General features: G+C 52.6%; 19 protein-coding genes and 2 tRNA genes. 10 read left to right on the top strand and 11 right to left on the bottom strand.

Going from position 1 to position 18,219, the window contains the following annotated elements; genetic code table 11:
* Positions 1-133: 133 nt before the first annotated feature.
* Positions 134-763, top strand: a complete 630-nt coding sequence (locus tag CA264_RS01985) for a DUF4403 family protein (RefSeq protein ID WP_025604143.1) — start codon at positions 134-136, stop codon at positions 761-763.
* Between the two features lie 146 nt (positions 764-909).
* Here the strand turns inward: CA264_RS01985 and CA264_RS01980 are convergent, their stop codons facing one another.
* Positions 910-2,271 carry a hypothetical protein gene (locus CA264_RS01980; RefSeq protein WP_025604142.1) on the bottom strand — a complete coding sequence of 454 codons (1,362 nt, stop codon included), beginning with the start codon at positions 2,269-2,271 and terminating at the stop codon, positions 910-912.
* Positions 2,272-2,353: 82 nt separating this feature from the next.
* Positions 2,354-3,112, bottom strand: coding sequence for an ABC transporter ATP-binding protein (locus tag CA264_RS01975; RefSeq protein WP_025604141.1), 759 nt, complete (start codon positions 3,110-3,112; stop codon positions 2,354-2,356).
* Here CA264_RS01975 and CA264_RS22330 point away from each other — a divergent pair.
* Entirely contained in the window at positions 3,105-3,233 is a 129-nt protein-coding gene (locus tag CA264_RS22330; RefSeq protein WP_257791730.1) for a hypothetical protein, read from the top strand. The two genes, CA264_RS01975 and CA264_RS22330, sit on opposite strands and share 8 nt — an antisense overlap.
* Positions 3,234-3,407: 174 nt before the next feature.
* Positions 3,408-3,489: transfer RNA gene (locus tag CA264_RS01970), tRNA-Leu, on the top strand.
* A gap of 306 nt (positions 3,490-3,795) precedes the next feature.
* Here the strand turns inward: CA264_RS01970 and CA264_RS01965 are convergent.
* From CA264_RS01965 to CA264_RS01955, 3 genes are all read right to left on the bottom strand, one after another.
* A complete protein-coding gene (locus tag CA264_RS01965; protein ID WP_025604140.1) occupies positions 3,796-5,907 on the bottom strand; it encodes a ComEC/Rec2 family competence protein in 2,112 nt (703 codons plus the stop codon).
* Entirely contained in the window at positions 5,907-6,335 is a 429-nt protein-coding gene (locus tag CA264_RS01960; protein WP_025604139.1) for a GNAT family N-acetyltransferase, read from the bottom strand. Before CA264_RS01960 ends, CA264_RS01965 begins: the two co-directional genes overlap by 1 nt.
* 111 nt (positions 6,336-6,446) lie before the next feature.
* On the bottom strand, positions 6,447-7,484 hold the full coding sequence (locus tag CA264_RS01955) for a PhoH family protein (protein ID WP_025604138.1): 1,038 nt from the start codon (positions 7,482-7,484) through the stop codon (positions 6,447-6,449).
* A 97-nt stretch (positions 7,485-7,581) separates the two neighbouring features.
* On the opposite strand from CA264_RS01955, the gene CA264_RS01950 reads away from it, so the two are divergent.
* Both CA264_RS01950 and CA264_RS01945 read left to right on the top strand, forming a co-directional pair.
* Positions 7,582-8,358 carry an SAM hydrolase/SAM-dependent halogenase family protein gene (locus CA264_RS01950; RefSeq protein ID WP_025604137.1) on the top strand — a complete coding sequence of 259 codons (777 nt, stop codon included), beginning with the start codon at positions 7,582-7,584 and terminating at the stop codon, positions 8,356-8,358.
* 146 nt (positions 8,359-8,504) lie between these two features.
* Positions 8,505-8,795 (top strand): putative quinol monooxygenase, encoded by a 291-nt coding sequence (locus CA264_RS01945; RefSeq protein ID WP_025604136.1) that lies wholly within the window; start codon positions 8,505-8,507, stop codon positions 8,793-8,795.
* Positions 8,796-8,964: 169 nt separating this feature from the next.
* Here CA264_RS01945 and CA264_RS21740 read toward each other — a convergent pair whose 3' ends face one another.
* Both CA264_RS21740 and CA264_RS01940 read right to left on the bottom strand, forming a co-directional pair.
* Positions 8,965-9,117, bottom strand: a complete 153-nt coding sequence (locus CA264_RS21740) for a hypothetical protein (RefSeq protein ID WP_157593616.1) — start codon at positions 9,115-9,117, stop codon at positions 8,965-8,967.
* Between the two features lie 304 nt (positions 9,118-9,421).
* On the bottom strand, positions 9,422-10,060 hold the full coding sequence (locus CA264_RS01940) for a LuxR C-terminal-related transcriptional regulator (protein WP_025604134.1): 639 nt from the start codon (positions 10,058-10,060) through the stop codon (positions 9,422-9,424).
* 183 nt (positions 10,061-10,243) lie between these two features.
* Here CA264_RS01940 and hscB point away from each other — a divergent pair, with 183 nt between their 5' ends.
* The 5 genes from hscB to CA264_RS01915 all read left to right on the top strand — a co-directional run bounded on the left by hscB (position 10,244) and on the right by CA264_RS01915 (position 13,382).
* Positions 10,244-10,780 carry a Fe-S protein assembly co-chaperone HscB gene (gene hscB, locus CA264_RS01935; protein WP_025604133.1) on the top strand — a complete coding sequence of 179 codons (537 nt, stop codon included), beginning with the start codon at positions 10,244-10,246 and terminating at the stop codon, positions 10,778-10,780.
* A gap of 11 nt (positions 10,781-10,791) precedes the next feature.
* Positions 10,792-10,875, top strand: a tRNA-Leu gene (locus tag CA264_RS01930).
* Positions 10,876-11,042: 167 nt separating this feature from the next.
* Positions 11,043-11,633 (top strand): DUF6932 family protein, encoded by a 591-nt coding sequence (locus CA264_RS01925; protein ID WP_157593615.1) that lies wholly within the window; start codon positions 11,043-11,045, stop codon positions 11,631-11,633.
* Positions 11,630-12,541, top strand: coding sequence for a hypothetical protein (locus tag CA264_RS01920; protein ID WP_025604131.1), 912 nt, complete (start codon positions 11,630-11,632; stop codon positions 12,539-12,541). The genes CA264_RS01925 and CA264_RS01920 overlap by 4 nt, the downstream gene beginning before the upstream one ends.
* A 292-nt stretch (positions 12,542-12,833) precedes the next feature.
* Positions 12,834-13,382 carry an REP-associated tyrosine transposase gene (locus CA264_RS01915; protein ID WP_025604130.1) on the top strand — a complete coding sequence of 183 codons (549 nt, stop codon included), beginning with the start codon at positions 12,834-12,836 and terminating at the stop codon, positions 13,380-13,382.
* A gap of 227 nt (positions 13,383-13,609) precedes the next feature.
* On the opposite strand, the gene CA264_RS01910 is transcribed toward CA264_RS01915, so the two are convergent.
* From CA264_RS01910 to CA264_RS01895, 4 genes are all read right to left on the bottom strand, one after another.
* Positions 13,610-15,454, bottom strand: coding sequence for a PLP-dependent aminotransferase family protein (locus tag CA264_RS01910; RefSeq protein WP_025604129.1), 1,845 nt, complete (start codon positions 15,452-15,454; stop codon positions 13,610-13,612).
* 470 nt (positions 15,455-15,924) lie between these two features.
* Entirely contained in the window at positions 15,925-16,716 is a 792-nt protein-coding gene (locus tag CA264_RS01905) for a YsnF/AvaK domain-containing protein (RefSeq protein WP_025604128.1), read from the bottom strand.
* Between the two features lie 435 nt (positions 16,717-17,151).
* Positions 17,152-17,454 (bottom strand): hypothetical protein, encoded by a 303-nt coding sequence (locus CA264_RS01900; RefSeq protein ID WP_025604127.1) that lies wholly within the window; start codon positions 17,452-17,454, stop codon positions 17,152-17,154.
* Between the two features lie 170 nt (positions 17,455-17,624).
* Positions 17,625-18,080 (bottom strand): hypothetical protein, encoded by a 456-nt coding sequence (locus tag CA264_RS01895; RefSeq protein ID WP_025604126.1) that lies wholly within the window; start codon positions 18,078-18,080, stop codon positions 17,625-17,627.
* Positions 18,081-18,219 lie beyond the last annotated feature (139 nt).

Below are 18,219 nucleotides of genomic sequence, written 5' to 3'. Positions count from 1 at the left end.
GCGAAGCCTGCCCGAATTCTTGCCTGTTATTTAAAGCCCGGGGTATGTGGGCGGTTTTTCCTATTTTTGGCTATCAAACAAGACCCCGTGATGCTGCCAGCCTGTTAACACGGCAGCACGTATACCTTGCGCTATGGAGAACGCTATAAAGATCCAATTGCCCCTATCCGTCTCATACCCCGCCCTGGAGGCTGTACTGCAGCAGCAGTTGGTTGGGCAGTATATCCCGAAGCCAGAAGACGCGTCAGGCACGCCGCCCTATGCCCAGATACTGGACATCGGGATTGCCAAAAGCAGCACAGGCAGCTACGATGTAATGCTTAGGGTGAAAATAAGGATCCTGCGCACCGTTCTGAAGCGAGACGAGGTGGAGCTGTACGTTTTAGCCACACTGGGCTATGACAACACAGCTGAGCAGCTGTTCGTCCGGAAGTTCAACGTTGTTTCCCGCACCTCCAGCGGCTTCTACAACACAGCCCTCGAAGTGCTGGCAAACAAGGTGGCCTACAGCCAAATCCTGAAGCGGGCAAGTATAAACCTGGGCGACATTGTTGCCCAGGAGCTGAAAAAAGCAAACGTACTGCTGGAAGAGGGACTTGAGCTGAAAGGCGCGACACTAACAGGCAAGGTTGAATCGGTGCTGGTGCAGGACATTACCCCTCACCCGGGCAAGCTATCGCTCCTGCTGGAGTTGAAGGGCAATGTTGCGGCAGATGTTTTTGACCTGCTCAGCCTCATGCCAGCGAAACAGGAACAGGGGTAGCGGCGGAGAAGTCCGCACCGCCTATTATTTCAGCCATAGCGCTCCCCACAGCCTGCTACTCCGGCCATACAAACACGGCCGCCGCACGGCCGCTGAAGGCAGCGCAGCTTTCTGCTAGCACTTGCAGCATGCTGCTGCAGGCCGGGTTAGGCCTCTGCCTTGAAGTGCGTTTCGAAGAGCCTGTATTTGTACCTCGGGTACTCCCTTAGCACGGCTACCAGCGCAAACAGCACCCCTCCCACCAGCACCGGGTACACCAGGTAAAGCAGCGGGTGTATGAGCGGCAGAAATAACAGGCTAAACAACCCGATCGAGATAAAGTTGAACAGGTAAGAGGACTTGGCACTGAAGCTAAACAGGCCGCCGGACACGGCTTTCGGGCTGGCGATAGAGGCAATCATACTTAGCGGCGTCATAATCAGCACACCGGCCACGTACATCATTACAATAAAGAAGGCATCCTGGTGGTTGAAGATCGCGACATACACAAAGGTGATGCCGGCATCTAACAGTAGCGGCAGCCGCAGGGCCATCCAGGTGGCCGTGATGAAGCCTTTGCTTGTGCCGCTGGATCGCTCCACTGTCAGCCACAGGTTGCGGTAGAAGCCCCAGACATTGTTGAACACATACGAGAACACCACCAGAGGCCCTACAAAGAGCCACAGCGTCACGATCTCATCAAAGATGTGTTCCCCCTTCTTGGTGAAGGCGAAGGCGTCAGCGGCGAGCACAATGACTTTAAAGGCAAAGCCGAATACAAGCATCTGGCGGGCCAGCTTATGGTTCTTAAACAGGCGCCAGCCCAGGCTGCGGCGGGCGTCGCTGCTATAGTTTACTGTTTTGCGGCGCGGCTCAACGGCAGCCTTCTCCAGAAAGAAGCTTGCGGCAACCAGGGCTCCGAGTGCCGCCATGTGCACCACCAGCATCAGCCATTCGGTAGCCGGCATAAACATGGGGGCGCGCACCTGCAGGGCCACAAACGCTCCCGCCATAACCACGGCGGAGTAAAAGTTCACATCCCGCCAGCGCATCTTCCGCTCCACAAACACCTGCAGCGAGCGCAGGGTTACGTGCGCCGTCAGGATAACCAGCAGGCTTTGCATCAGGTGCAGCACCGTGTACTCCGGCGCCAGCACAAACAGCAACACCAGGAAGATCAGCAGCACAAAGTAAAGCGGCGATACCAGCTCCACGATCACTTCAGTGCGAAAGCGCTGCAGCACCGAGACCGGGTACAGCGGGTGGATCAGGTTTGCTTTGGGCACATACGCAGGAAAGAAGCCCTTCAGGATAATGATCGCCAGCATAAACAGGTTGGTATACTCCAGCACCTTCTCTACGCTGGGGTGAAGCCCGCCCTGCCCTGCCTGCTCCAGCAGAAAGGCGAACATCCAGCTGTAGGTGCCTGCCGCCGCCACGCCGAAAGCCAACAGCAGCAGGCGCTGCAGACGTTTGTGCCTGAATAAGCTGCGGATACGGGCGCGACAGGAGAATGAAATCAGATCCATGTAATTAGTTAAGAGGTTAAAGCGGAGCGAAAAGGGTGACGCCGGCTGTGCTGATGCATTTCCCCTGCACCTTGTAGCCAATTCAGGTGAGCATCCAGTCCAGCTTGGCTTCGGCATTGTGGTGCGGCAACAGCAGCTGGAACAGCGCCTGGTCTATGAGGTTGGCCCCGTTCATGGTAAACTCCTGCACCGACCCGTTGTACATCAGCTGCCCGTCGTTGAGCACGCCGATGTGGGTGGCGATCTTCTCTACATAGTTCAGGTCATGCGACGAGATCAGGATCACACGGTTGCCGTTGCGGTAACTGCGGATAAGCTGCACCAGCAGCTGGGCGGCAATGGGGTCCAGGCCGGTAAAAGGCTCGTCCAGTATCAGCACCCGGGGCTTGTGCAGCATGGCCGCCGCAATGCCCACCTTTTTCTTCATGCCGGTGGAGTAGCCTGCGATGTTCTTGTGCAGGGAGTTCTTGTCTGAGAAGAAGTAGCTCACCAGGCTGCTGATGCGCTCCTCGGCCTCTGCAGGGGGAAGCTTGTACAGCCTGGACACGAAGTTCAGGTACTCCAGGCCGGTAAACTCTTCGATAAGGGGATTGTCTTCGCACAGGGCGCCGAGGTTCTGTTTTACCTCCAGCTGGTGCTGATGGTAGTCTTTGCCGAAGAGCGTAACGTGGCCGCTGTCGGGCTGCACCAGGTCCAGGATGCAATTGAGAAAGGTGCTCTTGCCAACCCCGTTCTTACCCAGCAGGCAGTAAATCTGCCCTTGCTCAATGCTGAGGCTCAGCTCCTGCAGCACATCGTTTTTTCCAAACTTCTTCGACAGTCCACGTATTTCTATGCTCATAACTCCTTTCCGAAAACAGGCCTACATTCAGGTGCTAACCAACTACGGCACAGGCACAAAGGCAAGTATAAACCTTTATTACCTGGAAACCAACAGCTACTTAAACTTTAAAAAGTTATAGTTCCCCCTCGCTTATTGGCTTCACGTTCACCTTTCCTAAGGCTAACAAGCAAGTATAGGCTTAGGTTCTTCTTCTACCTCTTTTAAGCATAAAGTATAAATTAGGTCTAATTTTAGGGTGTTTGCCGTTGCATATGTCAGGTTGCCTCCTTACTTTTGCATCCACCTTTTACCAGCGCACGTGGTGAAATCGGTAGACACGCCATCTTGAGGGGGTGGTGCCTTCGGGTGTGGGAGTTCGAATCTCCCCGTGCGCACATCTCAAAGCTCTGTTCTATCTGAATGGAGCTTTTTGCTTTTTTAAGCCTTTCCAGCCACTTAAGCTCTTGCCTTCTCGTGAGCTAGTCGGTGAACAGGATCAGCCAGATCTGCCAGTTCATGATTGCCGCTACCACACACACTTCTAACCGGCCCATGAGGCAGCTGACACCTGCAGCGAATTGGCAAAAGCGTTTATCGTCCCTGCCAACGTTTCGCTTCGGAGCAGCGGTGGGTTGCCCCTGCAGCGCCACAGCTCCGAAGCCTGTACTTGCTTAGCTCCCGCCTCTCCTTCTGCCACAAGGCTACAGCCGAAGCACAAACGCACCGGAGTCGGCCACATCGTAGTAAGGGATCCCGAGCGTATCGAGTTGCTGGTGCAGGCGCCGGCGGTACCAGGGGGCGCTGGAGGCATCCAGGATCAGCTTCTTGAAAGTATACGCCTGCAGTTCCTCCGGCTTTAGCCGCACGTTATGGCGCAGGAGCAGGTAATCGACGGCAAAGCCGGAGGCAGGCTGCAACCTGGGCGGGTGCGAAAGTATAAGCCAGCGCTGCCCCTGCCACACCAGCAGTTGGTTGCTGTCCGGCAGCGCGGCTACAGGCGAGAAACCGGCCGTAGCCTTCTCAAAAGGAATAAACTCAGGCTGCTGAACACCAACCTGCCACAGATGCGGCTGTACATTAAAAGTATAATTGCCGGGGTGCCGCAGCAAAGAGGAGTCTGCCAGCAGCACCGCCCTTTGCCCCTGCACCAGCCCAATACCTGTGCTGCCGCGCACGCTGTACACAGCCAGCTGCCGTTGCCCCTCCTGCCTTACCTCTTCCCACACCTCCTGCCCAGCCAGGGCAGCCACCACCGCTACTGCCACCACCAGGTAGCGCAGCCTCTTGCGCGCCAGGAAGAGCATAGCCGCGAACAGCAACAGGTAGAGCAGGCAGGTTTGCAGCAGGGAAATATCGATGCCGTTGATGAGTGCCTGCGGCCAGCGCTGCACCCACACGTTAAAGTCGTTCATGAGATAGGTCAGCACCAGGTGCAGGTCGAACAGCCAATCGCTCACCCCGGGCACCCAGCTAAACAACAGCGCCACCATACCCGAATACAGCACCAGCGTCGCCAGCGGCACCACCACAATATTGGCCAGCCAGAAGTACACCGGGAACTGGTGAAAGTAGTACAGCCCGAGCGGGAACGTGGCCAGCTGCGCCGCTACCGCCACCGCAAAGTACGCCCAGATAAAGTCGGCGAGCCAGTGCTTTATCTCCAGCAGGCCGTACAGCTTCGGCTGCAGGTACACGATGCCCAGCACGGCCAGGAACGAGAGCTGAAAACCCACCTCCAGCAGGTTATAGGGGTTAACCAGGAGCAGCACCAGCGCCGCCACGGCCACCGTGTTGTAGATAACGGTTTTCCGCCGGAGCGCCAGCCCGACCGTCGCCAGGCTAAACATCAGCACTGCCCGCAGCACCGAGGGCGACAAACCAGTGACGAAGGCATACAGCCAAAGCACGGCCAGCACCAGCGCCGCGCCCACCCAGCGTTGCCGTGCCGTTGCGTTGAACTTTGCCAGCAGGAGCATCAGCACCGTGTAAATCAATCCGACATGCAGCCCCGACACCGCCAGCACGTGCATAGTGCCCGTGTCGGCGTAGGCTTGCCGGATGCTGTTGTCCAGCTCGTCCTTCACCCCCAGCAGGAGCGCCGAGGCGATGGCATACTCCCGCTTCTCCCCTACCCGCTCGCGCAGCACCCCGTCCAGCCGCCGCCGCAGTTGAATGCTGTAGTATAAGATGGGGTTAGGAGGCTCAGAGGCAACCTTCTGGTACTGGAACGGCTGCAGGTAATGCCGGTGGTAAATGTTTTTGTTCGCCAGGAAGGCGCTGTAATCGAACTGGTTGGGGTTGAGGGGCGGGGCTACCGGCTGCGGCGCCCCTTTCACGAGGAGCACATCGCCATAGTTGAGTTCGAATGGCTGCTCCGAATCATGGGGGACCGAGAGCTGTACTTTGCCGGTGGCCTCCCGCCACTGGCCGTTTACCTGCACCTGCCTTACCTTCAGCACGGTGCTCTGGTAGTCGGGCTTCTGCACCACGTAATCCGCCACCACACCAGTATAGTAGGCTGGCTGCGCCTGCAGGTGCGTCAGGTGGCTGGGCTGATGAAGCTCGGTGCGCTGCTCTGCCACGGCAAGCCCCAGGGCAAACCAGGTAAGCAGGCCAAGTATACCGGCAACATCCCAGGCAAAGGCGGCTTTATACTTCTTGGCGAGCAGGAAAGCCGCTACAAAGCAGGCAAAGAAAAAGGCAAGCAACCCGAGGCTAAACCCGGACTGCCTGCCCAACACAAGGTACAGCAGAACACCTGCCACAAAACTGAGGGTGATGCGCACAAACGGGTATGGCGCCCACCGAAGCATCAGCCTCTGTAAATCATTTTATAGTGGTTGATAGCACACTCGCTGAACATGTCGCCTTCTTCCACAAAGCCGTGGCGCTTGTAGAAGTTTACGGCCGGCAGCTGGGCGTGCAGGTAAATCTTCTGGTGGGGCTGTTCTGCCTGTACATCTTGTAGCACAGCCTTCAATACCGCGCCTCCTACGTTTTTGTTGCGGTAGGCCGGCAGCACGGCAAAGCGCTCCAGCTTAACGCCGGCATCTGTTTTGCGCCAGCGGGCGGCTCCGCAGGCTACTCCCGCATAGGTGGCCAGGTAATGGCTGGCAACCGGCTCATGCTCATCATACTCGGCATCGCGGGGCACTTGCTGCTCCTGCACAAACACTTTCTCGCGAATGGCGAAGGCAGCCTTCAGGTCCTGCTCGTTGTCAACACGCTTTAGCTCAATCATGTAACAGTCTATAAAAACGTCGAGACGCAAGGGCTTGCGTCTCGACGGTATGCTTATCAAGTATAAATCTAAAGAAAACTCCCTGCATCCGGGAAGAGGACAACCAGCTGCTTACTCGGTTACTTTCCTCCTGCTTCGCCCGTTCACCTTTACAGGCTCACCGGCTTCGGCAGCCTTGGCCTCCTCGCGGGCGGCACGGCGCTCCTCCTCCAGTTTGCTGTAGGCGTTCACGATGTCGCGCACCAGGCGGTGGCGCACCACGTCCTCGGCGCTCATCTCCACGAAACCGATGCCCTTCACGCCACGCAGAATGTTCAGCGCCTCCATCAGGCCGGAGCGTTGGTTGCGCGGCAAATCCACCTGCGACCAGTCGCCGTTCACCATCAGTTTGGCGTTCGGGCCCATACGGGTCAGGAACATCTTCATCTGGGCCGGCGTGGTGTTCTGCGCCTCATCCAGCAGCACGAAGGCATTGTTCAGCGTACGGCCACGCATGTAAGCCAGCGGCGCTATCTCAATGATCTTGTTCTCCTGGTAGTACTTCAGCTTCTCCACCGGGATCATGTCCTCCAGCGCATCGTAGATCGGGCGCAGGTACGGGTCCACTTTCTCCTTCATATCGCCGGGAAGAAAGCCGAGGCTCTCGCCCGCCTCTACCACCGGCCTGGATATGATGATCTTCTTCACCTCTTTGTTCTTGAGGGCCCGCACTGCCAGGGCCACCGACACGTAGGTTTTACCTGTACCGGCCGGGCCCAGGGCAAACACCAGGTCGTTTTTCTCCACCGCGTCCACCAGTTTCTGCTGGTTAGGCGTTTTGGCTTTGATAATGCCGCCCTTGCTGCCGTACACGATCACGTCCGGGGAAGTCACGATAACCTCCTCATCCGTCACACCATCCGTTCCGAGATATCTATTTACGCTGTTATGCGTAATCTTTCCAAACTTATGATAATGATCGATCAGCGAAGAAAGGATTTCATGAATTTTAGTGATCTCAGGGGTCTGCCCCTGAATCTTGATCTCATTACCTCTCGATATAATCTTACTGCTGGGGAATGCCGCAGCAAGTTGTTTTATGTTTTGATTCTCTGTTCCCAGAAAGTCAATGAGAGATATATTCTCTAAGGTTATTACTTTCTCTACCAAATGTTTACCCTCTTATATAGTATGTTGGGAATATTTTCTTTAATTTAAATAAATTCAATAATTATTAGACAAATCTACTCAAATTATAGTTCGTAATATGGCTGTAATTACGTTTCTCTCTGATTTTGGATATAGCGACCACTACGTGGCTGCTGTAAAAGCCAAAATTCTCTCGCTAGACCCGCAGGTGCCTGTCGTAGATATCACGCATGCCGTGGAGCCCTACAACATCGCACAGGCGGAGTATGTTTTCGGCGCCGTGTTCCGTGATTTTCCGGAAGGCACCGTGCACCTGATTGCCGTAGACACCCTCGGCTGTAAATATGGCAAATATCATGCTGCAAAGCACAAGGGGCACTACTTTTTACTCCCCGACAACGGCCTGCTCGCCCTCCTCACAGAAGGACGGCCGGAGCAGGTAGTGGAGCTGAAGGCGGAGAACCCGTTGATGCCGTTCCCGGCCAAGGACCTGCTGGCCCCTGCCGCCGTGTTCCTGGCCAAGGGCGGCGACCTGGAGGTGCTGGGCGAGCGCACCAGCGACTTCCGCCATCTGTTTAACCGCCAGCTGCGCCTCGGCGACCACTCCGTTACCGGCCACGTGATCCATGTAGACCGCTACGGCAACCTGATCACCGACATTACCCGCGACAGCGTGGAAACCATTGCCCACGGCCGCACCTTCACCATCCACTTCGGCCGCGAAACCGTTGGCCGCATCTTCCCGAACTACAGCCAGGTAGACGACGGCGACTGCTGCTGCACCTACAACAGCCAGGGCCTGCTGTGCATCGGCATCAACAAAGGCCACGCGGCCGAGCTCCTGGGCCTGGGCTTCGACTCGCAGGTGGACGTGCGCTTTTACCCGGGCAGCTGAGGCAATTTTGAATGGCTGCGTGACTGAATAACTGAATAGTGGTTTGTACATTTGGCAAGATGAATGTCTGGAGCTGCTGTAGAGTGGCAGATTAAGTGTTCAGGCATTCACCTCATTCCATTATTCAAAAGTCAGTTATTCAAACTATGATCGTTCGCATCGTCAGGATGACGTTTAAAGAAGAGAAAACAGCGGAGTTTCTGGAGATCTTCCGCAACTCCAAAGCCAGAATCCGCGCCTTTGAGGGCTGCCAGCATGTAGAGCTGCTGCAGGACCTGCACCAGCCCAACGTGTACAGCACCTACAGCCTGTGGGACTCAGAAGACCACCTGAACAGGTACCGCGGCTCCGAGCTGTTCGGGCAAGTATGGCCCGCCACCAAAACGCTTTTCGCCGATAAGCCGCAGGCCTGGTCGTTACAGCAGGTGGAGGCCTAAGGCCAGCCTGTTGCAGGCGCAGGGAATGCCGTTGCGGTTTCAGCCAAAACAAAACGCAGCCGCTAACCCTTAGCTGTGGGCTGCCGCTGCGCTTTTCTTGTTGCCTGGGGCTAGCAAACTATAAAGTCACCCCAGGCAGGACATTCACCAATCTAACACTAACAATATTTTACATGACTTTAAACGTCATCCTAAGCACTTCTCTGTAGAACCGGGCTACCGCATGGCTCCATTCCAAAACGACAAGCACAACAGCACCAAGCTCCTCTAAACGGCTGTGGCTCTTTGAACGCTGCTGCAGTTTCATGCTGTTGTCTTTCATGTTATGTCGCCTCTTAGCTGGAACGATAACCAATGATACAAAGGTACAGCCGGGCCCGCTGCCCGTCAATCGCTGGTAATAGCCAAAATGGCTGCCGGTGGGCTAGCTAGAACTAGGGAGTTGCCTGTGGCTACGGCTGCCGCCGGGCCTGCTTCTTTTGCTGGGAGTCTCGCCTGCCCCGCGCGCCCGAGCAGCAGCTACGGAGAATGTAAAGCCCGAAACAAGGGAAACCGTACCGCCTATGTATAAGCCGGGCGCCTGCAGGCCAGCGGCAGCCGCCGCCGGGGCGTTGTATGGCAGCGGGTTAACGGTGGGGTTTTACAATGCCCAGGTCCAGGGCCTTCACGATAAGCTCTGCGGGCGACTTTATGCCCAGTTTGCGTAGAATATTCTTACGGTGAGAGTTAATCGTGTGGTGGCTCAGGAAGAGCGTGTCGGCAATCTGCAGCGTGGAGTTACCCTCGGCAATAAGCTGGATGATCTCGATTTCGCGGGGGGTGAGCGGGTGCTCGGCCTCCGGTGTGCTGTCCTCCTTAAACACGGCATCCAGCACCTGGCTGCACATAAAGCGCTCGCCCCGTGCCGTAGCCAGCACGGCGCTCACAATCTCCTGCTCGCCGCATACTTTCAGGACGTAGCCTGTCGCGCCGGCCTTGAGCGCCTCCAGCACGGTATCCTTTCCGCAATCGTCGGTGATCACCAGCAGATGGGTATTCGTAACCAGGCCTTTTAGCGTGGCAAGCCTTGCAAGCTCCAGCAGGCCGGGCTGGTTACAGTCCAGCACCACCACGTCTGGCTCGTGCTGCTGCACCAGCTGCAGCAGTTCATCCTCGCTCTCGGCCTCGGCGATTACCTGTAGCCCTTCCTGCTGCTGTAAGAGCGCAACAATTCCTTTCCTGATCAGCAGGTTGGCATCGGCTACAAGCACTTTAGTTGCGGGCATATCTGTTTTCTTCAGGTTTAGCAGGAGGCTGTTTTCACAAGATGCCCAAATTTATTTAGAAATAGTCTAAATAAAAAATATAACTACGCCGGGATGAAACGTTGTGCAAAGTTTACCTGCGAACATTAGTGTGCCAGTTTCTGTACCTTTGTAGAGCAATTCATACTTTAAACCCTACTGTAGATGAGCAACTACTTCGAATTCTATAATATACCCGAGAGCTTTCTGTTGGATGAGAAGGCCCTGAAGAACACCTACTATAAACTGAGCCGCGAGTACCACCCGGACTTTTTTGCCAACGAGCCGCAGGAAAAGCAGCAGGAGATTCTGCAGCTCAGCACCCAGAACACCAACGCTTACCGCACCCTCTCCGACCCGGACCTGCGCATGCAGTACATCCTGAAGGAGCACGGGCTGCTGGAGGAAGGCGGTAAAAACGAACTGCCTTCTGACTTCCTGATGGAGATGATGGAGCTGAACGAGGAGCTGATGGAGCTGGAGTTTGACTTTGATGCCGACAAACTGCACGAAATCGGGCAGAAAAGCAGCGGCGTAATGGCGCAGCTAGACAATGACGTACTGCCTGTTTTGCAGCGATATCCTGAGCTTCATGGCGTTACCAAGGAGGAGGCCCTGCAGGAGGTAAAAACTTACTACCTGAAGAAGAAATACCTGTTGCGCATTCAAGAAAGTTTATCTAAGTTTGCATCGCGTTCCTGACAGAGGAACATGCCTTGGTGGCGGAATTGGTAGACGCGTTGGTCTCAAACACCAATGAGGTTACACTCGTGCCGGTTCGACTCCGGCCCAAGGTACATTTAGTGAATAAAAAGCCCTGTAAATACTTAATTTACAGGGCTTTTTTTGTTTTCAGGGGACGGTATAGGGGACTGTTTTTTTATTGTACGTATAAATATTATAAATATTATATTGCAATGATTTAAAGTAAAACTGATATAATTTAGATACAGAACAAACTTTTATGCCTCCAATTCCTTCTTTTGATCATAATAGAGTTCTTCCTCCATACCAAGGGAATCACCCAACCTCCTCTTCTCAAGTTTCTCCATATGATTGTACTATAATTGAGCTTTGCAATAGATTTGCTACTTCAAAAGAACGTATAGCAATATTAGAAGGCTTTATTTCTTTTCGTGAGAAAATGACTTTGGAAGATATAATTCTTGGCTATCAGTGGCTTGATGGAAGCTTTTTAGAAGATATTGAGACACTAGAGAAACGACCACCAAAAGATATTGATGTTGTTACATTTTATGCTGGACAACTAGAAAAAACACCTGGCATAGTGATTGACGTGAATAAAAATATAACATCAAATTTTATCGAATTTGCAATGCCAAGTAAGGCAAAAGTAAAATATAAAGTAGATAATCAACCAGTTGATATCGCAACCGACCCGTTCCGTGTAATTGAAGCTACAAGATTTTGGATTCAGCTATTTACACACAGAAGAAATCAAATTTGGAAAGGGATTTTACGTATACCCATAAATACACCTATTGAGGATCAACAAGCGTTACAATACTTAAACTCACAGAAGGGGATTATATGAGTTTGTTTAATAGAATTCAGGAAATAAAAGCTCAAATTGTTGATACAGAGCGAATGCTTAATCTTGTAGGAGATCATCCTATCATGTCTTTGGGTGCAAAAGACAAGTTAGCGCAATTGCAGCAGGAGTTAGAGGGGCTTCCTAAAAATGTAACTGAGGCAAAAGTGCGTTTGCTCTTTAGTGGAAGTGCTGTAAAAGGTTCACAAGGAATTAAATCTCGCTTTGTAAGTAAAACTGTAGACCCATTTCAATCATTAGTCAAGACTCAAACCGCACTTATTCGATTCGGGGCTGCTCAAGGTAAAAATCAGAAAAAAAAGAAAGCAAATACTGATTTGTATTTAACAGCTTTACCTGTTGGGTCATTTGGAGTTGAGCTAAGCCAGTTAGAATCAAGTGATTTATTTGATGAGCAAGAAGTAGGAAAAGCAATTAAGCAAACTATACAGTTAATAAGTTCTGCAGCTGAAGGCGATGAACAATTTGAGTTAGCAACAGCAAATTCTCCTAAAGGTACATTAAGTAATTTGAAGAAATTCTTAGAAGCTGTTTACAAGGAGAATTCAGTTATCAAAATGGAGTCTGGAGATTTCGGAATTCAAATATCAGAAGAAGATGTTAGAGTTGCTTTTGAACGTGTTGACGCTGCAGAAAGTGAAGAGAATGAAATATTTGTTCTAGGTACTTTGCGCGGAATTCTTCTAGATTCAGGAAAATTTGAAATGGTTGATATTGATGGAAAGCCAATTTCAGGAAGTATTGGAAAAGAACTAGGAGAAGAGGAGGTTATTTCATACAAAGATTTCTTGAATCAACTTTGTCGATTTCAATTAAGAATTTATAAAACTATCTATAAGACGGGGAATGAGAAAACCTTGTACGAGCTGATAGGAATTGAAGCAGAATGATGTTGAATAAAAAGACCAGATTATATTTTTGTCTGGTCTTTTACTCTTAGATGTCCTGAATTTCTATAATAGCTGAATACTCCCCCCCTGGCGCAAGCGTCCGCTTGTGCCTTGCGACAGCAAAACAACCCATTTGCCCCGCATCACAGCCAGCAAACTAATAAACCTGTAGCCAAAGCAGTGGCAGCACAAGCGGACGCTTGCGCTATGAGATTACATAGACTTTATGTCTGCCTGGGAAAACCAGCTAGCCTGTAGCCAAGTATGGAAAGGCTAAACCATACTACAGCGTATGAGCAGGAAGTATAAAATCAGGGACCAGCGCAAATTATACTTTGTCAGTTTTTCGGTAGTATACTGGATCGACGTGTTCGGTCGGGAAGAGTACAGGCAGGTGCTACTCGATAGCCTTAACTACTGCACTAGGCAGAAGGGCCTGGAAGTGTACGCCTACTGTATCATGACAAACCACGTGCACCTGATCGTCGGTAGCCAGCAGGAGCCGCTCCAAAACATCCTGCGCGACTTTAAAAGCTATACTTCCACCCAACTCAGAAAGGCCATACAGGATAACCCGCAGGAGAGCCGCAAAGATTGGATGCTCTGGCTGATGCAACGGGCCGGGAAGAAGAACGGCAACAACAACGATTATCAGTTCTGGCAGCAGCACAACCACCCCATCGAGCTTAACACGAACTTTCTGCTGCAGCAGAAGCTGGACTATATCCACCAGAATCCGGTAAAGGCAGGGTTTGTCAGCCTCCCCGAGGCGTATACTTACAGCAGCGCCACTGCCTATGCAGGAGAACCCAGCCTGCTGGATATTATGCTGATTGTGTAAGGTGGAGTACAGTATGCACCGTTAGTACCGCGGCACAAGCGGACGCTTGCGCCAGTGTTTACCCCTCCGTTATTGGTGTTTTTACCAGCAACCAAACCAGCAGCACAAAAGGAAGCATGTATCGTAGCTTTAAAACGCCGTTAGCCGCTACATTACATCGCATAAGCGAGTAACATAGCGGCTAACATACGTAAGAACTGGCTCCGGTTACAATACCTCCACCAGCCTTAAATCTGCTCTACAAAATCTGCAAACACTTTTTTATGAAGCTCAAGATCTAAGTCCGGGGACAGAGATACCCGGGCGATATAGTCTTTGTCGGCTTCTTTGGTGGTGCCTTGCGTGGAGGTGGCAGGTATGGTCCAGTAGCACCCTTTTAGCTGGCCGTAGCTCACACAGTATTTGCTTTCATTAGGGATTTCAGTGATCATCATGTTGATCAACTTATTATTGAGCTCCCGCTTGTAGGCTTCCCTTTCCTCAGCTGTGTTTCCCTTTGTAGGCAAATCCAGCGAAAACACCGATGGCGTAAACCCTTGTTCTGCCAATTCTTCAGAAACGAAATTGATCTTCGCCTCCGGTAAGGTATCCTTAATGAAGTTTACAAACTCGCGCGTATTCCTGTAGGCAGCCTCAATGCGCTGGTTCATAGAAGGCAGCTGTTCTGCCAGTATTTCCATCTGGAGGTCGGTCGCTTCGTTATCGCAAAGCCTCAGGTGCTTGTCTATTTTCTCCAGCAAAGCTTCGGCTTTGCTGTTTGCGACACAGTAACCAGCAGTAGCTTTTCCGCCACTTGGGAACTTGGATCCGCTGGCGTATGAAATGCTTCTGATTGAGGAGAGGATTCCGTCTTTACCAACAAACTGCACATTTGGGCAGAACGTTTGGTCAAGTATAAATACCGGGTCAACAGCAACACTTCCGGTTGCCGTCTTACGCGTTTTGCTCAGCGCCTCCCTTAACTTTTCAAGGTCCGGAACCTCTACTCTTGGGTTGGTTGGAATTTCAGCAATAATGTAAGGCACAGCATCCTGGCTGGCAATTTTCTCCAGCACGGTGTCTATACTTTGCACCATGTTATTCTCCCTATCTACGAGGAGGTCCACCACTTCCACATTATCCAGAATAGCGGCTATGCGCCTTGCCTGGTCGTTTGTGCCGCCATAGCAGTTTGGCGGAACAACAAACTTGATGGCTTTTCCGGTGTGCTTTTCCAGCGCCTCGTGAACAAGGCCCATCATGATCGCATACTGCATAGACAACCCCGAAGAACCAACTAAAGCGTTAGCATTTGTGCCGGTAATGCTTTTGAGTAGGTCTAGCACCTTTGCCTTGTTCGCCGCGGCATCACGTTGCTCCTTACCGGAAAAAGGTTTCCCGATCAGTTGCTGTAAGGCAGCGAAACTATTGGCCGGCGTCATGGCTATACTTTCCCTCCTTCTTACATGCTGGATTTCTGACACGTAACCATTGTTCTTTTCTCCGTTTACCAACAAAACACTTCCAAGGTCACCGTGCACACTTACATAGAAATCAATTTGTGGGGTGAGGGTAGCCTGCCCTACTTCAGCCTCTTGTGAGAAGAAAACGGTGCTGCCGTCAAACGCAGTAACATCTTCTGCTTTCTCAACCCGCTTTAAGTCGAATTTGTACCCATACACACGCTCCAGTACCTCAGCATCGAAAAAGTCCGGCAGCTCACCAGTATAAACAATTTGGGTGTTCTTATGCGTAAGCAGGTTTTTCCTGAGAACGGCTAAAACAGGCATCGTCCGGGAGGAAAAGCTGATGACATTTTCCGGCTTCAGGTTGTGCAGGCTGGCAATTGCCCACTCCAGGATTGAAGACAACGGATGGCCTAAGCGGATATAGTCGAAAGCAGTGGGTAACGCACTGAGCGCTGCTGTTTCCGCATTGCGTGCTTCAAACAAAGCTTCAAACTGCTCCAAGAATTGGGTTTTGGCTAGTTGCTCGTTGTAAATATCCAGCCGATGGGTTGTTAGCCTCAACCAGTCGGCTGGCATGTTTTCTAATACCTCTTCAATATAGTTCAGCACTTTACTGTCTTCCATAATATTTCTATCGTGATAAGCCTTTAATTTAGATAGCTCAAATTTATTAAAAAAATGCTACACCACATTCGTCCCGGCGTAGCACGCTGGCTGCCTGGTTGCCGACTGCGACCTGCTACCTCTTAACCACGCACCTGGTGTTATGTTCGACACGTCGGTACACAAGCCTGTTTACCAACAGGTAAGTACCGCTGTAACGCAAGAAAACCCAGTGACAAGTAGCTGCTGTACTACGTCACAAGCGGACGTGCGCGCTTGTGCTTTTAGCTTACGCTCAAGGGGACACTTCCAGCGGCCTTTGTGCCTGCTTAGAACTACGAGCGCGGCCGTTCGTTCTCCTTCGCCAGGGCTTGCTGCTAAAGGCAAAAATCAGCGGCATACCCGCTCCCGGTGGCGGCGCCTCAGCGTAAACACGAAGCGGAGGCTCTTTGGGAACCTCCGCTTCGTGTTTACGCTGTGCAGCAGCTTCGTTATACATTGCCTGGCCGGTCGCCTTCTGTTCGGCGGCGGCGCAGTTCGTCTTCATCTAGCCTGTCTACTTCCACGTCTGTTTTGCGCACAGTGCCTTTGATGTTCTCGTCGTGCTCTTCTACATCCTTTCCGAGGTTTATCTCTTCCACGACACGGGCCTCTTTGCGCACCACGGGCTCTTCCGCATGCTCCGTCATCTCAACGGAGCCTTCCTTAAAGGCGTTCATGTCTCCTGGTGTAGCCGGTCGGTTTACGGGGTTGCGCTCCACACGCACATGCTCTTCACGCAGGCGCAGGTGCTCCTCAATTGGGCGCTCTATAATGCGGCTGCGTAACCGCACGCCCCCTGTTTCTACTTCCTGCTTCCCTACCTGCATCTCCTCCTCTACCACCGGGATGGTTGTGTCGGTGGCGGAGGTTTCGGGCCTGCCCCTGTCTGCGGCTACAGCACCGGTGCCTTGCCCGGTAGCGCGCTCGTCCAGGTTTACAGCGCCGTGCTCGTCCAGTATATCGGCCGCTTTCTCGGCATCTGCCGCCGACCTGACGTGCACGGTGACAATAGCCCCCGTTCGCGCGTAGTTGGAGTACCGCTCCGAATGGTCTCCGCTACCGAACAGGTTCCGGAAGAAGTTACCTATACTGTCGTCTTTCTTGTCGTGCTCGTCCGCCCCCGCGTTGGTGTTGGGTGCAATATCGATGTTGTCTCTTGAAAACCCGCTGCTAACTAGCTGTTGTAAGGCGGTTTGGGCCTCGTTGGAGGTGTCGAAAACTCCTACTACTGTATGTGACATAGCTTTATTATTAAGTTTGTTTTAAATGGCAGAGCCAACAACCGTTCTCGTATTGTTCCTCCGTAGTAGATAATACGGCCCGCCTTCGGTATCGTTCATAAACAAAAGGCATTCAAACAAATATAAAAGCACTGACACAGGCCATGAAAAGGCCACTTCGGGAAACGTTATGAGGGTAAACAGCAGGAATAAGGGGTGCTGGCGGTACCGCAGGAATGGTTAACGGAAAAACGGCCCGACAACAGGCCGCTTCTGAAACAGAGCTGCCGATACTCCAGGCCTGCAGGTTGGTAAAGGGCAGATCCTAGAATAAGGGCTTCCTGTAGCTCTTGTAGTAAGAAAGGCAACAGTAATGCCAACGCTGCCCCGGCAGTTTCAGGCGCTTACCTGCTACCGCAAAGCAGCGCATCCGCTACCACAAGTATAAAAAGCAGCCTACCCCCGCTCTATCACAATGTACCGGGCAGAGTAGCCATTGCTTTTGTAAAGCACCTGCAGGGCCGTGATGAGGGACTGTATGCCTGTGCCCTTGGTACGCTGGCTGCCGAGCGGCTCCAGGTAGTTCTTATAGCCCTGCCCCCTGATGCGCCATACATAGCTCCGCGCCTCCGACTCCTCCACCTCCACCAGCCCCTTTGCCAGCACCACCCGCCGCATGTAAGGCAGGGCTGCTTTCATGCTCCGGTAATCCGAGAAGGCGTAGAGGCGGTAGTAAGGGCTGAGCTTAATCGAGTTCATGGCAGCAAAGATAGCATGCCCGGCCGTACCGGCGCCACCTGCCCAGGGCAAAGCTTGCGCTGGCAAGGCAGAACGTACGGGCCGCGCGCAAAGGTTTTAAAGCCTTCTAGCTGCTTCCGTCGCTCATGCAGCGAGCAGCACCGCCGTTCAGGGTTGCCAGGCATGTCGGTTTAGGACAGTTTTTCAAGCCGCTGCGTGAGCTCCTCGATCAGTTCCTCGCTCCACTTCTCGGCAATCGTTTCGTACTCTGACTTCTCCCACTTCTGGTGGTACTCTTTTTCAAGCCAGCTGTCGTTTTTGTTGGGGCCTACGGTGTAGCTGTGATGCTCCAGTTTAAAGAGGAGGTCTTTGGAAATGTCGAAGGCCTCGGCCCCGGCTCTCTGGAAGCCCTCCAGCCGCAGCTTTAGCCCCAGTTGCTGCACGTTGCCGTTCTCGACGCTAACGCTCTCGTCCGGGTCGGCGGCGGGGTCTTTGGTCCAGGTATCGATGAGCCGCTCCAGTTTAAAATCGTGAAAGAGAGGTAAAACCGGGGTAATGTTCCGGTGGATGTGCTCTGCCATGGCAGGCAGTACGGTGTTATATAGCTGCAGTGTTGTTTGCTTGTTGCGTGTGCTTTGCTCGTCCATCTTATACGTTGGGTTTAAGGTTGCTATACGTTGGGGCGCACGTGCCGATGCGGGCAGCCAGTGTTTGCCCCCACGGCTTTTACAGCGCCTAATCCACATGGCCAGGCTAACCCACGCGCCTTCCAAGGCCAAATCTATC

This window comes from Pontibacter actiniarum (genome assembly GCF_003585765.1).
In the GTDB taxonomy this organism is placed as follows: domain Bacteria; phylum Bacteroidota; class Bacteroidia; order Cytophagales; family Hymenobacteraceae; genus Pontibacter; species Pontibacter actiniarum.
The sequence above is the reverse complement of the archived record's forward strand: the minus strand, read 5'-3'. Positions and strand labels throughout refer to the sequence as shown.